The following is a 14150-nucleotide window of genomic DNA, read 5'->3' on the forward strand; positions in this document are numbered from 1 at the left end:
CGGCAGCGGGCCTGCCGGCCTACGCCGTCGTTGCCGACCGCCTCCTCATCAGGTGATTGGCTGGCCACGTGGGCGGGGATGCCGGTGTAATCCCTGCCATGCGCATCACCTCGGAGACCGTCGACGCCGGCGTCCGCGAGCAGCTCTTCAGTATCGGGGACATCCCCGGGGTGCTCTGGACGCCCGCCGAGGGCTCCGGTCCCCGTCCGCTGATCCTGATCGGGCACGGCGGCGGCCAGCACAAGAAGGGGTGGGAGGTCGTCTCCAGAGCCTTTCCCTACGTCACCTCCGGTGGCTTCGCGGTCGCCGCGATCGACGCGCCGGGTACCGGTGACAGGCCGGAACACCCAGAGATCCGGCGGCTGGTCACGGTCATCGAGGAACGGGAAGCTGCGGGCGAGCCCTTCGGCCCGGCGTGGCCCGCGCTGAACGATACCGTGGCGTCGCAGCTCATACCCGACTGGCAGACCACCCTGGACGCGCTGCAGAACCTGGACTCCGTCGGCGACAGCCGGCCTGTCGGGTACTACGGCCACTCCCAGGCCGGTGAGATGGGCATCCGCCTGGTCGCGGCCGAGCCCCGGATCACGGCCGCGGTCCTAGGCCTCGTTGGAAGCGAGTGGCTCACCGGCATCGCAGCGCGGATCACGATCCCGGTCGAGTTCTTGCTGCAGTGGGACGACGAAGGCAATCCACGGGACTCCGTCATGAAGCTGCTCGACGCACTCGGCTCCGCAGAGAAGACGCTGCACGCCAACCCAGGCAGCCACTTTCGAGTCCCGTCGTTCGAAATCGAAAGCTCGATCCGGTTCTTCACCCGGCACCTGGGTAGCTCTTGTACCGCAAGCAGCTCCTGACACCACCGCGTGATCACCGATCTGGCTCCACGCGCCTACGGACCACCGACCTGATTCCCGCCCTCAAGGTAGACAGTCCCGCTGTCCGTCGCCGCTTCCACAGCGGCGGCGGCCCGCCTGGCCAGCAGCGGCGACAGCCGCTGCTGCGCCTGCGGCAGGGTCGACCACGCCCAGCTTCGCAACTCCTGCGGCGGAAGCCGGATCGCATCGGTCTGCGAGGCGTCCAGGACCCCGCCGTCGTACACGAACATGACCCCTTCGGTGCGGCCGGCGCGAGGCGGCACCCAGTCCACCACCAGCAGCCGGCCAGGAACAACCGCCAGGCCGAGTTCCTCGGCCAGCTCACGGACCGCCGCGTCGTACGGCGACTCGTCGGCCTCCACCACCCCACCGGGCAGCTCCCAGTAGTCCTTGTACGTCGGCTCGACGAGCAGGATCCGTCCGTCCCGGTCGCGCAGCAGCACGGCCGAACCCATCCGCTTGCGCGGCAACGTCGCTGTGTAATCGTCAGGCGGGGAGCTCACCACGGGAGGTTAACCGCCTGGATGTCCAGTTGACGGCAACTTCCGCTGGTCAGGGCTCGTGGCGCCGGGCCGCCTCGACCGATCATGAATCGAGAAGCACCAGCCGCCGCAGCACGGCTAGCGTGCCCCTCGGTCACACCCGACAACGACCAGGAGCGACATGATGAGTAAGGCAGGCACGGACGGTTTCTCCGAGGGCGAGCGCGCCGCCATGAAGGAACGCGCCGCAGAGCTCAGGAAGGAGACAACCCGCGGTCGTGGTACCAAGGCAGCCGCCGAGGAGCTCGACGTCCTGTCGAAGATCGCCCAGATGGAACAATCGGACCGCGCACTGGCCGAACGCATCCACGCCATCGTCACCGCCAACGCCCCCGACCTGTCCCCGAAGCTCTGGTACGGCCAGCCGGCGTACGCGAGAAAGGGCAAGGTCGTGTGCTTCTTCCGTAGCGGGCACGCGGACAAGGAGCCCTACTCCACCTTTGGCTTCACCGCTACGGCCAATCTCGCCGACGACAGCGGCCTGTGGCCGACGTCCTTCGCCGTCGCCCAGCTCAGCGAGCAGGCCGCAGAGACCATCGCCGCCCTCGTCAAGAAGGCCGTGAGCTGACCTGCGGGTACGGCTTCGACCGACAGGTGAGCGCCGATAGCGGGGTGAGGTTACGGTACGCTCGCTGCGCCGTGCATGACTGCTGCCCGAGGAGGTGAGTCCGATCAACGCTGCGACAGGCCGGGACTCCCTCCCCCGCATCTAGGGAGCGCCCGCACAGGGACTCTCGAAAGGCGTGTACGCGCATGCACAACATCCAGGAAGAACACTTCGCCGTCGACGGCGTACCCGCTGTGCTCTGGACCTCAGCCGGCAGCGGTGCCGACCGCCCGCCGCTGATCGTCATCGGCCACGGCGGCGGCCAGCACAAGACCGCTCCCGGCGTCCTGCACCGGGCCCACCGTTTCGTGTCCAGCGGCTTCGCGGCCGTCTGCGTGGACGTGCCGAACCACGGCGAGCGCCCGACCGACGAGCGCTACCAGGACATCGCCACCGAGATCCGGACCGCTGTCAGCTCCGGAGGTGACCTGGCCGCGCTGCTCGCCGACTTCCACGCCCTGGTCGCCGAGCAGACCATCCCGGAGTGGCAGGCCGTCCTCGACCATCTCGGCGGCGGGCAGGTCGGCTACTGGGGGATCTCGCTGGGCTACGGGCTCGGCGTACCGTTCGTCGCCGCCGAGCCGCGAGTGCGCGCGGCGGTCCTCGGCCTCGGCGGTGCCGCCGCCGCATCCACGCTGGACGCTGCGGCCAGCATCACCGTACCGGTCGAGTTCCTGGTCCAGTGGGACGACGAACGGGTGCCCCGGGCGCAGAGCCTGGCCCTGTTCGACGCGTTCGGCTCGACCGAGAAGACGCTGCACGCCAACCCGGGCCGGCACGCCGACCGGCTCCCGGAACACGAGCTGGACAGCACGGTACGGTTCTTCACCCGCCACCTCATGCCGCACTGACCAGCACTGATCGAAGCTGGCATCCGTCCGGATCGGCTCGACCTCAGCAGACCCGGTTGCCGTCCTCGAGACGGCGGGTCCGGCGTACTTCCGCGAACGCGGCACTCGATCACCTGCTGCCCCGTACGGCTCCTGACGCGACGCGGACGAACGGTCCGTGACCGGCGGAGCGCTGCTGGGCCAGGGCCTCGGGCAGAGGCATGGGCCGAAGGCACCTGGCCCAGCGGCATCTCACGGGCTGGAACAGGTCAGAGACGGCGAGGACGGTGAGCCGGAGCCGAGGAACCCGAAGGTCGCGGTGCCACCGGCCGGCAGCGTGCCGTTGTAGTCCACATTGCGTACCGTGACGCTGGAGCCGCTGGTGCTGAGGCTACCGTTCCATAGCTGACTGATGGTCTGCCCGCTGCCGAGGGTCCAGCGGACGGTCCAGCCGTTGATCGCTGTGCTTCCTGCTCGTACGACCACCTCGCCCTGGAAGCCACCGGGCCACGAGCTGACGGTCTGGTAAGAGGCGCTGCAGGCACCTGTGGTTGGTGGCGCGGTCGTCGTTGGTGGCGTGGTGGGCGGCGCCGTCGTCGGCGGCGCCGTCGTCGGCGGCACCGTGGTGGGCGGCGCTGTGGTGGGCGGCAGCGGCGTCCCGGACAGTCTCGGGCCCGCGCAGGCGGTGACAATGCCGGGGACGTCGTTTGCCGCGTCGAGCGAATAGCTGTACGGCGGGTTCGTGAACGGAGTGACGCCACTACCCTGGGCACCTGTGTCACGCCGACCGCTGGTGTTGTCGTAGACGTTTCCCCGCGCGGTGATGTACGTGGGGTTCGAGTCCTGGAACCGGTGCGGGTCCCGTATGTCCTTGAAGTAGTTGTTCTCCACGAGTACGGAGGCGTACGATCCGGTGCCGATGGCGTACGCGTTCCCGGGGGAATTGTAGTAGCTGTTGTAGACGTGGCCTTTGCCGAACAGCATTCGTGGTCCACGCTGGTCAACCAGATCAGCGAACCAGTTGTGGTGGTAGGTGGCGTTCAGCTTTCCGCTGTCGGTGTCGCCGTGGGTCGAGCCTCCACCCACCAGGCTGGCCAGCCTGTGCGAGTGGGAACTGTTGGTGTACCAGAACTTGACCCAGGACACCGTCATGTAGTCGACGCCTCGGGTGAGGTCCAGCAACCCGTCGCTGGCGTCCCACAGGTTCAGGTGGTCGAACCATAGGTGGTGGGCGTTACGCGCGGCGATCGTGTCGGCCGGGCTGCTGCCCTGGCCGCCGCCCTGCACGTTCAAGTTGCGGATGATGATGTTGCTACCGCCGTTGATGTTGATGCCACCACGGATCGTCGCGTTCGAGTCTGCGCCGATCAGGGTCTTGTTGCTGCCGACCTCCACGGCCGACGACCCAGTGCTGATCGTGCCGGATATCCGTAGCACGCGTGGAGTCGAGTCGTTGGCGTACTGCCGAAGGTCGCTAAGCGATGTCACCGTCTGCGGGGTGGCGTTGCCGCCGCCGGTCGTCGTGGCGACACCGTTCGCCGACACTGACGCCCAGCCGAACAGCCGGTCATCGCAACTTGCCAACACTGATGCCGCTGGTTCGTCGGCCGGGGCCTGAACAGCGGCAGCCGACATGCCGGACACGGCGAGTGCCCCGACAGCGGCGAAGGTGACAGCCACACCAAGCACGGTCGTCGTACCTGGTGGACGGCGTCTTGTGAAAACGCTGGTCCCAACGTTCTTCACGAAGTGCCTCCTGTTTCTACTGCGATGGAGCGGCCAGAAGTCAGCGGAATCTGACTCAGATGAACACTGTTCCCGAGGTACACAGATCCGTCGGCAATGCCCATGCCGTTCGGATGCGCTGGCGATCCCGGCCCTGTGCCACCGAAAGCCAGCCGGAAGCGGTCGGCCGCATGCCGTTCCGTTCGCGCTGAGCACACAGCCGTGAACCGTCGGTACGGCGGCCCGGTCACCGGCCGACGGATGCCCTCGACGGAGCACAGATCACACACAGTACATAGATGCTCAGCTATGAAGGAGATTAACTGCGGCGACGTCGATCGTCAAGCAGTTCCAGCCACTCGGTAACCCTCGATCCACCGATGAAGGTCGGACCGGCAGGACCCCGGCTATAGAAAGTGCCCTCTGAACTGGAAGGATAGGAGTTCTGACGCTTCTATCGCTCGGTTCGAGAGGGCACCTCGCAGGTGAGAATACGCCAGGACGCGCCGGTGGTGCGCGCGACGTTCGACGATCCGAATCTGGTGTCGTGTGCCGGTCTCGTTCCGGTGATGCGCCTGGCCGAGCAGGCCGGTCTGCATGACGCGGTCGCCGACCGGGTGCGGCTGCCGACGGACAAGGGCGCGAACCCCGCCGGGAAGGTCGCCACGGTCGTGGCGGGGATGCTCGCGGGCGCGGACAGCATCGACGACCTCGACATCGCCCGGCACGGTGGCATGCGGTCGCTGTTCGGCAGCGTGTACGCGCCGTCGACGCTCGGGTCGTTCCTGCGTACGTTCACCCACGGGCACGTACGGCAGTTACAGGCCGCCGCCCGCGACACCCTGATCGGTCTGACCGGCCGGGCACCGATCCTGACCGGCGCCGACGCCCTGTGCTTCGTGGACATCGACTCCATGCTGCGGCGGGTGTACGGCAAGCAGAAGCAGGGCATCGGGTTCGGCCACGCCAAGGTCGGCGGCTACAACGTCTACCTGCGCGGCTACAACCCCCTGGTCGCGACGCTGTCCACCCCGCTGTCCGCGCCGGTGATCGCCGCCACGAGGCTGCGGTCGGGTAACGCCGGCTCGTCCCGGGGCGCCGCCACCATGATCGCCGAGGCCATCACGACCGCCCGGGCATGCGGCGCTTCGGGGGAGATCATGGTGCGAGCGGACTCGGCGTTCTACGCCAAGACGGTGATCAGCGGCTGCCGGCGTCGTGGCGTGCGGTTCTCGGTCACCTGCCGCATCGACCCGAAGATCCGCGCCGCGTGCGACGGCATCGCCGCCGACCAGTGGGTCGACATCACCTATCCGCAGGCCGTCCGGGACGAAGACGCCGGCCGGTGGATCTCCGACGCGCAGATCGCCGAAACCACGTACACCGCGTTCGCCGGCACCCGACACGAGGCGACCGCCCGGCTGATCGTGCGCCGCGTCCGCCGCGACGACCCGCAACAGATCCCCGGCCAGGACGAACTCCTACCGACCTACCGGTACCACGCCGTGTTCACCGACAGCCCGTACACCCTCGTACAGGCCGAAGCCCAGCACCGGCAACACGCGATCATCGAGCAGGTCAACGCCGACCTGATCGCCGGCCCCCTCGCCCACCTGCCCTCCGGACACTTCAGCGCCAACGACGCCTGGCTGACCTGCGCCGCGATCACGCACAACCTCACCCGCGCCGCCGGACACCTCGCCGCGGGCACCTGGTCGACCGCCAGACCCGCCACCATCCGGACCCGGATCATCACCGTCGCAGCCCGCCTCGCCCACCGGGCCCGCACCATCCACCTACACCTGCCCGAGTACTGGCCCTGGCAGGCGGCGTTCGACAACCTGTTCACCGCCGTCCAGCCGGCACCCGGCTGACCACACCCCACCAGCCGAAACCAGGCGGCCCGACCACAGGCCACAATCCCGTTCCACCCCGAACACTCACCCTCGGAGCAAGCCGATCACGTGATCGGCGACTCCCTCACGCCCGCCGCACCACCCAATACAGAAATGATCAACCAACATTCAGCGGCAACCGCGTCGGTGGATCGAGGGTAACAGCCCCGGCCGCACGGCTGTTCCAAGATCATCTGGTGAGGTTGAGGATGGTGAATGGCCTGGTCATGTTGCGGGCGGCCCATCTGGTGGCTTCCGTGATGTCGGTTCGGCCGGCCAGGCGTAGGGCGTTGATCGCTAGGTTGCGTAGCGAGGCCAGGACGCGGGGCCCGGACCGGGTACGCGTGGTCGACCGGTCCTCCCGGTAGCAGGTGTCCCTGATCCAGTGCAACGACTCGATGGCCCAGTGACCGCGGTTGTAGGCGGCCAGTTCGGCGGGGCCGGCCTGGTCGGGAGTGTGGCTGGCGACGCCGAGCCGCGCGGCGGCGGACTGTTTCCCGGTGGCGGTGTGCGTGACGTAGCGTTCGATCAGCCAGACCTGGTTGACGTGCGGGAACGGCAGATCGGGCGGGGCGGGCAGGACACGGATCGTGCGGCGGGTCCGGCGGCCGTGTCCGATGTCGACGCTTTCCAGGTCGGGTGGGGTGTCGGCCCAGGGCAGCGTGTTGAGGGCGTCGAACAGGGTCCGGCGGTTCTCCTTGACCGGGAACATGAACTGGCCGCCACGGTGGTGGATGAGTTCGGCGGTCGCCCTGACGGTGTGTAACGCGTCCGCGGTGACTGTCCGGCCTGGCAGGTCGAGGGTCTGCAGCAGGGCGCGGGCGGTGGCTGGCTCCGTGGTCTTGGCGCCGTCGGTCGGCGCCTGGGCGAGCACGACGCCCGCCGCTCCCGGTCGCGGGTCCCCGGCGAGAGCGGACAGCAGGTGCAGCTGGTTCCCGTCGTCGCCGACGGCGCCGCCGACGGTCTTGCCGTCCAGACGTACCTGGGTCGGCGTGCCGGTTCTGACGTGGGCGTGTCGTGTCGTTGTCCATTCGGCGATGACGGCGTCGAGCACGTCGGCGTCGGCGTCGGTGCAGACCCGCCAGATCGTCGACCGGGACGGCCGTCGGGCCGGTCTGGCCCCGACCCGTTCGTAGAGGCTGTCCATGACCTCGGCCGGTACGTCGGCGACCCAGCCCGCGATCGCGGTGTAGCCGGTCGCCCCGGCCATGGTCGCGGCCGCCACCAACGTCAGGACGACCGCGACCGGATGGTCACGACCCTGCGCCGACCGGCCGTCGGACACCGCCAACAACAGCTCCAGCAGGTCGTGACACGACGACGCGACGTCCCCGACGACCGGCGTGGACACCGGATCGACAGCGGGGGTGACAGAATGCGGCATGACGAAGCTCCGGGTGGACAAGATCCTTGAGAAGACCTCGTCCTAACGGAGCTTCGTCCCCACTCGACACGCCGCCACAGCAACCGTCACCCACCGTTACAATGATCTTGAAACGGCCGTGGCCCCGGCCGACCGACCCACCTCTCGGAGCTACTGCCGGTCGCCTGACCGACGCCGGTCGGCGTCTCGGATGGCGTGCCGGACAGCAAGGCGAATGACCCAGTAGAGGACGACGAACCCGACCGCGTAGACGACGAGGGCACCAACGGGGACGGCGAGGGAGCCGATCTGCAGGATGTCGGACACCCCACCGACGATAGGGCTCTGGCACGAACGCCGATGCCCCGCCCTGTTGACGCAGCCGGCGAAGCACATGTGGTGCGATCTATGCCGAACTTGGGTGGGACGGACGAGTCGACCTGTACGCCGGATTCTGTCCCGTACGCGCCGGTTGCCCGGGTCGCGCAGCGGTGGCGGCCATCCATCTAGGCCTACCGTCGCCGGCAGGCTCCAGCGGCCTACCCGCAGACTCGGGCGGGCAGCCCTCGAACGCCTGCGCAGGTCGGCGTCTCGCGACACCGGCCCTCTTGGCCTTGCTCCGGGTGGGGTTTACCGAGCCATCCCGGTCACCCGGGATGCTGGTGGGCTCTTACCCCACCGTTTCACCCTTACCGGGCGTTTCACCGCCCGGCGGTCTGTTTTCTGTGGCACTGTCCCGCGGGTCGCCCCGGGTTGCCGTTAGCAACCACCCTGCCCTGTGGAGTCCGGACGTTCCTCGGCAACAGGGGACGTATCCCCCGCTGACGCGGCCGCCCGGTCGACTCGTCCGTCCGAGGATCAATCGTACGCAGCCCACGATCATTCCCCACCCGCAGGCCCGGCAGGCCACCACGACCAGCCCAGAACAGTGATCTAGAAGGATCATGGTCGATATACCGGCCAGATCCTTCTAGATCCACCGCACGACCTACGCCCGCAGCCAGGCAACAGCCAGGCGGCTCAGGTCAGCAGATCCACCGGTGGCTGGCCCCGCTCGCCCGGCGGCAGGTGGCCGATGTCGTTAGAGCTCACCAGGGTCGGCGGAGCGTCGCTGCGCCACTGCACGATCGTCAAGCCGCAGTTGAACTGGTTCAGCCCGAGCCACCGCCAGTACGGCGCGTCCAGCGCATGCCGGACCGCCCAGCCGATCACGAAGTTGTGCGTCACCACCAGTTCGTGCCGGTCGACGTCGCCGACCCGCCCCCAGTGGTTCACCGCTGCCTGTGCCCGTACCGCGCCGGGGTCGCGCTCCTGTTCCGGGACCGCGTCGACGAAATCGGCGTACCGCTGCGGCACCGCCTGGTCGGCGCGCCCGGGAGCCGGCACCGGCGTCACGTCGGCGGCGAACCGACATTCGTGCACCGGGATCCCGGGCAGGAAAGCCGCGATCTCCTCGGCGGTCTGCGCGGCCCGCGCCGCCGGACCGTGGTGGACGGCGTCGAACGGCACAGCACGCAGACGCTGACCGAGCCGGCGCGCTTGGCGCCGGCCGAGCTCCGACAGGCCTGGGTCGGACCCGGTCTCGTCGCTGTCCTGCTCGCCGTGCCGGACCAGGTACAGCAGCGTCCGCGCCATCCGATCATCATCCCGGCCCCGTCGCCGTCAGTGGGCCCGGGCCGCAGGAGTTCGCGCACGAGTTGAAGGTCAGCAACCTTACCGGCGGCAGAGGGTATCTGGCCTTCAACTCGAGCGCGGATCCGGCGGAGTGGCGGTCGGCGCGGGCAGGAGAAAGCAGGCTCAGCGGTCAGCGCGGGCAGGACGAGCAGACCCGGCGGTCAGCGGGCCGAGAGCGGGTCAGCGCAGGGCGCGGGCAAGCAGCAGGACGCCGATCCCGACGCCGAAGACGACGATGCCGAAGCGCAGCACGGTCGGCGGCAGCTTGCGCACCACTCGCGCGCCGACATAGCCGCCGACGATGGTGGCCGGGGCGACCGTCGCCGCCGCGACCCAGTTGACCGGGCCGAAGATGGCGAACACGGCGACGGTGGTCACCCCGACCGCGGCCGACAGCAGGTTCTTCAACGCGACGACGCCGTTGAGCGCCTCGTCGAGCACCAGGGCCAGGCCGGCGACCAGCATCACCCCGAGCGCGGCACCGAAGTATCCGCCGTACGCGGCGCAGAAGAACGTCATCGCCTGCAGTGACAGCTGTTCGCGCCCGGCTGACAGGTCGTGGGGTTCGCCGACGAGGCGCCGCAGCTGGTTCTGGAAGCCGAGCACCGCCGCCGCGCTGATCACCAGGAACGGCACGATCAGCTCGAAGGCCCGGGGCGGGGTGATCAGCAGCAGGACGCAGCCGAGGACCGCCCCGGCGACGGCGGTCGGGACGAGGCGCCACAGTCCGCGTCGGCGGGGCAGGTCGTCGCGGCTGCCGACGGTGCTGGCCACGTAGCCGGGGCAGACCGCGATCGCGTTGGTGACGTTCGCTGACACCGGCGGCAGCCCGACGGCGATCAGCGCCGGGAAGGTGATCAACGAGCCGCCGCCGGCCGCCGCGTTGACGGTGCCGGCCGCCAACCCGGCCCCGACCAGTAACGCGAACGCGGGAAGATCCATCCTGCGAGGCTAGCGGCGCACCGGCCGCCCAGGTCAGGGGGTGGCCAGGCCAATGCCCGCAGCAGCGGTCCCGGCGTCAGGGGGTGGCGATGCCGGCGAGGTGGGCGGTGTCATTGACGGTACGCACCGCCACGCCGCCGTCCGGCCAGGTGTCGATCACCGAGATGCCGGTCGGGTCGAGGTAGAGCCGGTGCAGCAACGCGTCCCCGGCGCCCAGCGCGTCGCGCAGCATGATCTTCAGCGGGGAGACGTGCGAGACCACCACCACGGTCTTTCCCCGGTACGTGGTGAGCAGTTCCCGCACCACCCGACGGACCCGGCCGGCGACCTGGGCAAACGACTCCCCGCCGGGCGGGGACAGTTCGGTGGAGGCGAGCCAGGCGGTCAGCTCGGCCGGCCAGCGTTCCCGTACCTCGGCGAAGGTGCGGCCCTCCCATTCGCCGAAGTCGCACTCGATCAGGTCGGCTTCGGCGCGTACCGGCGGGTCGCCGACCTCGGCGGCGATCGCCCGCGCCGTGTCGACGCAGCGCGACAGCGGCGAGCAGACGATGACGTCGACCTTCGCCCGGATCACCGCGATCCGCGCGGCGGCGGCGGTGGCCTGCGCCGCGCCCTGCTCGGACAGCGCTACGTCGCCGCGCCCGGAGTAGCGGCTTTGCTTGTTCAGCCCGGTCTCGCCGTGCCGGACCAGGATGAGCCGGGTGGCGGTGGCGGTGGTCGGCGGCTCCCACGACGCGGCCGGGGCGTCGCCGGCCCCGGCGACGGCGAACATCGACGGCTGGACCTCGACGACCGACCCGACGGAAGCCGTCGGGGCTGCAGACGCAGCCGAAGCGACCGGTGCCGGCGGAGCCGCGGTGGCCTTGGCCGATTTGCCAGCGGCCTGGTCCATCGCCTGGTTGGCCAGGGCGTCGGCGCGCTTGTTCTGCTCCCGGGGGATCCAGCTGAACCTGACCGAGTCGAACTCGCGGACCAGTGTCGCGGCCTGCGCGGCGAGCGGGCGCAGCCCCGGATTTTTGATCTGCCACCGGCCGCACATCTGCTCGACGACCAGCTTCGAGTCCATCCGTACGTCGACCGAGGTGGCGCCGATCTCGGCGGCGGCCCGCAGCCCGGCGATCAGCCCCTGGTACTCGGCGACGTTGTTGGTGGCGACGCCGAGCGCCTCGCCCCGTTCGGCGAGCACCGTGCCGGTGTCGGCGTCGAGCACCACGGCCCCGTACCCGGCGGGTCCGGGGTTGCCCCGGGCGCCCCCGTCGGCTTCGACGACGACCCTCAAGGCGGCCCTCACAGGCCCGACTCGGCGGTCCGCACCATGATGCGGCGGCAGTCCTCGCAGCGAACCACCTCGGCCGGGTCGGCCGCCTTGATCCGGCCCCGTTCGGTGGCGGACAGTTCGAGTCGGCAGCCGCCGCAGCGGCCGGCGCGCATCAGCGCGGCGGCCAGCCCACCCGAGTTTTCCCGGATCTTGTCGTAGAGGGCGACCAGGTCGGCTGGGAGGTCGCCGGCCAGCGGGGCGCGGGCGGAGGTCTTGAACTGTTCCTCGCTGGCGATCTCGGCGAGGTTGCGTTCCCGGGTCTGCTCGACCTCGGCACGCCGTTGCCGGGTGCTGTCAATGCGTCCGGTGACCTGGTCGAGCGCGGCCTGAGCGGTCTCCCGCTGTTCCATCAGCTCCAGTTCGGCGTCCTCCAGCTCGGTCTGCCGGCGGGTCAGCGATGCGAGTTCGTGCTGCAGCGCCTCCAGTTCCCGGGCCGGACCGGAGCCGGCGGCGAGCCGGGCCTGGTCCTTGTCCTTGCGGGCGCGGACCTGGTCGACGTCGCGCTCCAGCCGGGCGATGTCGCGGTCCAGGTCATCGACGGCGACCTGGGCGCGGACCCGCTCGTCCTCCAGCGCTGACAGTTCCCGCGCCAGGGCGTCCAGCTCAGCGTGCTCGGGCAGGGTCCGTCGCCGGTGGGCGAGCTGGGTGAGCGCGGTGTCGATCGCCTGCAGGTCGAGCAGGCGGCGCTGGGCTTGCGGGTCTGCCTTCACGGATGGGGCTCCTCATGGGTGGATGCGGCGGGCGCGGAACGGGCGGGTGCCGTGGCGGTGGGGCCGGCGGGTGCCGTGGCGGTGGGGGTGACGCTGGTCGCCACCCGAGCGCGGCCAGCGGACGGCGTGTGCAGCGTCCACGGGTCGGTGTCGAGGTCGGAGACTGTGGCGGCGACCCCGAGTTCGCCGGTGAGGTAGGCGGCGAGGTCGTCCAGCCAGGGGCGTTCGGTGGCCCAGTGAGCGGCGTCGAGCAGCGCCGGGCCGCCAGCGGCTGTCTGTTCGCTGACCGGGTGGTGGCGCAGGTCGGCGGTCAGGTAGGCGTCGACTCCGGCGGCGCTCGCGGCGGCCAGGTAGGAGTCACCGGCGCCGCCGCAGACCGCCACAGTGGTGACCAGGCGTCCCGGGTCACCGGCGGCCCGTACCCCCCAGGCGGTGGCCGGCAGCACCTCCGCGGCGTGCCGGGTGAGCGCGGCGAGGCTGAGCGGCTGACGCAGCGTGCCGATCCGGCCGGCGCCCTGGCCGGCGACGGCGGCGGCCGGGCTGCCGGGTGCCGCCGGCACCAGCGGTCGCAGATCGGTCAGGCCGAGCCGGTCGGCGAGCGCGTCGGAGACGCCGGGTCGGGCCACGTCGGCGTTGGTGTGCGCGGCGTACAGCGCGACGCCGGCCCGGATCAGGTCGTGGACGATCCGCCCCTTGTACGTGGTGGGGGCGACCGAGGAGACACCGCGCAGCAGCAGCGGGTGGTGGGCGATGATCATGTCGGCGCCGGCGTCGACCGCCTCGGCGACGGTTTCCGGTACGCAGTCGACGACGCACCACACGTGCCGCACCGGGGCGCCCGGTTCGCCGAGGACCAGTCCGACGCGGTCCCACTGCTCGGCCCAGGCCGGCGGGTAGCGCCGCTCGACGGCGGCGACCACCTCGGCGACCCGTACCGGTGATGCTGCAGTTGTGTCCACGGCGGCCCAGCTTACCCATCCACCCGCCGCGCTCCGGACGTTCAGGTACGGCGGCGTCCGTTCGTCTGTGGGGCATCGCGCCCGTCGGGCGCTGCGGCGTCCCGGTCAGCCGTGGGTGGTGCCGGCGGACAGCTGCTCGTCGAGGGCGTCGAGGGTGAGGTGCCAGGGGATCCGGTCGATGATCTGGTTCCCCTCACCGGGCGGCTGTAACGGCAGCACGTCGTCGCCGAGCAGCACCTGCACCCCCCAGCCGCGCAGCCGGGCGACGCTCTCCTGGAACGCCGGGTGCCCGGCGAGCGCGGTGTTGGTGAACGGCAGCGTGACGATCGGTAGACCCTTGCCCTGTGCTTCGACGACCAGTCCGAGGGCGAGGGTGTCGGTGATCCCGGCGGCCCACTTGTTGATCGTGTTGGCGGTGGCGGGGGCGACGATCATCGCGTCGGCGGGGGGTAGCACGTCCGGGTCGCCGGGGTTCTTGTAGTCGACCCGCACCGGGTGGCCGGTCTGTGCGGCCAGCGCCGGCAGGTCGACGAACTTGCGCCCGTCCGGGGTGACCACCACGCACACCGACCAGCCGCGTCGTCGGGCCAGCGTGACCAGCCTCCCGACATGTCGGGAGGCTGGGCTGCCGCAGGCGATCACGTAGAGGGTCCGGGCACCGGCCGGGGTCACACCGTCACCTCTCCGTCGATGGGTACACGTCCGTT

The 14150-nt window shown here is 70.2% G+C and carries 14 protein-coding genes and 1 other RNA gene; 4 read left to right on the plus strand and 11 right to left on the minus strand.

The features are described from left to right. Positions 1–68: 68 nt before the first annotated feature. Complete coding sequence (locus O7610_RS11950; protein ID WP_289213298.1) at positions 69–857, plus strand: dienelactone hydrolase family protein; 789 nt, start codon at positions 69–71, stop codon at positions 855–857. 35 nt (positions 858–892) lie between these two features. Here O7610_RS11950 and O7610_RS11955 read toward each other — a convergent pair whose 3' ends face one another. Further along, positions 893–1381 (minus strand): NUDIX domain-containing protein, encoded by a 489-nt coding sequence (locus tag O7610_RS11955; RefSeq protein ID WP_353850353.1) that lies wholly within the window; start codon positions 1379–1381, stop codon positions 893–895. 163 nt (positions 1382–1544) lie between these two features. Between O7610_RS11955 and O7610_RS11960 the strand changes: the two genes are divergently transcribed. Next, positions 1545–1988 (plus strand): DUF1801 domain-containing protein, encoded by a 444-nt coding sequence (locus O7610_RS11960; RefSeq protein WP_289213611.1) that lies wholly within the window; start codon positions 1545–1547, stop codon positions 1986–1988. 185 nt (positions 1989–2173) lie between these two features. Next, the gene (locus O7610_RS11965) at positions 2174–2878 is read left to right on the plus strand and encodes a dienelactone hydrolase family protein (RefSeq protein WP_289213299.1); all 705 of its coding nucleotides are present in this window, start codon (positions 2174–2176) and stop codon (positions 2876–2878) included. A gap of 231 nt (positions 2879–3109) precedes the next feature. Here O7610_RS11965 and O7610_RS11970 read toward each other — a convergent pair whose 3' ends face one another. Beyond that, complete coding sequence (locus O7610_RS11970) at positions 3110–4537, minus strand: pectate lyase family protein (protein ID WP_281550816.1); 1428 nt, start codon at positions 4535–4537, stop codon at positions 3110–3112. Positions 4538–5067: 530 nt separating this feature from the next. Between O7610_RS11970 and O7610_RS11975 the strand changes: the two genes are divergently transcribed. Then, on the plus strand, positions 5068–6456 hold the full coding sequence (locus tag O7610_RS11975; RefSeq protein WP_289213300.1) for an IS1380 family transposase: 1389 nt from the start codon (positions 5068–5070) through the stop codon (positions 6454–6456). A 211-nt stretch (positions 6457–6667) separates the two neighbouring features. Here O7610_RS11975 and O7610_RS11980 read toward each other — a convergent pair whose 3' ends face one another. From O7610_RS11980 to O7610_RS12020, 9 genes are all read right to left on the minus strand, one after another. Next, on the minus strand, positions 6668–7861 hold the full coding sequence (locus O7610_RS11980; protein ID WP_281550817.1) for an ISAs1 family transposase: 1194 nt from the start codon (positions 7859–7861) through the stop codon (positions 6668–6670). A 150-nt stretch (positions 7862–8011) separates the two neighbouring features. Continuing rightward, entirely contained in the window at positions 8012–8167 is a 156-nt protein-coding gene (locus O7610_RS11985) for a hypothetical protein (protein WP_281550818.1), read from the minus strand. 100 nt (positions 8168–8267) lie between these two features. Next, an RNA gene (rnpB, locus tag O7610_RS11990) (RNase P RNA component class A) lies at positions 8268–8686 on the minus strand. 174 nt (positions 8687–8860) lie between these two features. Beyond that, the gene (locus tag O7610_RS11995; RefSeq protein WP_281550836.1) at positions 8861–9475 is read right to left on the minus strand and encodes a histidine phosphatase family protein; all 615 of its coding nucleotides are present in this window, start codon (positions 9473–9475) and stop codon (positions 8861–8863) included. A 219-nt stretch (positions 9476–9694) separates the two neighbouring features. Then, a complete protein-coding gene (locus O7610_RS12000; protein WP_289213301.1) occupies positions 9695–10456 on the minus strand; it encodes a sulfite exporter TauE/SafE family protein in 762 nt (253 codons plus the stop codon). A gap of 76 nt (positions 10457–10532) precedes the next feature. Beyond that, positions 10533–11735, minus strand: coding sequence for a bifunctional RNase H/acid phosphatase (locus O7610_RS12005; RefSeq protein ID WP_289213302.1), 1203 nt, complete (start codon positions 11733–11735; stop codon positions 10533–10535). A gap of 8 nt (positions 11736–11743) precedes the next feature. Then, positions 11744–12484, minus strand: coding sequence for a zinc ribbon domain-containing protein (locus tag O7610_RS12010; protein ID WP_281550839.1), 741 nt, complete (start codon positions 12482–12484; stop codon positions 11744–11746). Then, complete coding sequence (locus O7610_RS12015; protein WP_289213303.1) at positions 12481–13443, minus strand: Nif3-like dinuclear metal center hexameric protein; 963 nt, start codon at positions 13441–13443, stop codon at positions 12481–12483. Before O7610_RS12015 ends, O7610_RS12010 begins: the two co-directional genes overlap by 4 nt. 105 nt (positions 13444–13548) lie before the next feature. Continuing rightward, on the minus strand, positions 13549–14115 hold the full coding sequence (locus O7610_RS12020) for a flavoprotein (RefSeq protein WP_281550841.1): 567 nt from the start codon (positions 14113–14115) through the stop codon (positions 13549–13551). Positions 14116–14150: the final 35 nt, after the last annotated feature.

Source organism: Solwaraspora sp. WMMA2065 (assembly GCF_030345075.1).
Classification (GTDB): Bacteria; Actinomycetota; Actinomycetes; order Mycobacteriales; family Micromonosporaceae; genus Micromonospora_E.

Bases quoted from the DNA above. Each gene is read 5' to 3' on its own strand.
- O7610_RS11960 (WP_289213611.1), top strand. From the start codon at position 1,545: ATGAGTAAGGCAGGCACGGACGGTTTCTCCGAGGGCGAGCGCGCCGCC.
- O7610_RS11965 (WP_289213299.1), top strand. From the start codon at position 2,174: ATGCACAACATCCAGGAAGAACACTTCGCCGTCGACGGCGTACCCGCT.
- O7610_RS11980 (WP_281550817.1), bottom strand. From the start codon at position 7,861: ATGCCGCATTCTGTCACCCCCGCTGTCGATCCGGTGTCCACGCCGGTC.
- O7610_RS11995 (WP_281550836.1), bottom strand. From the start codon at position 9,475: ATGGCGCGGACGCTGCTGTACCTGGTCCGGCACGGCGAGCAGGACAGC.
- O7610_RS12000 (WP_289213301.1), bottom strand. From the start codon at position 10,456: ATGGATCTTCCCGCGTTCGCGTTACTGGTCGGGGCCGGGTTGGCGGCC.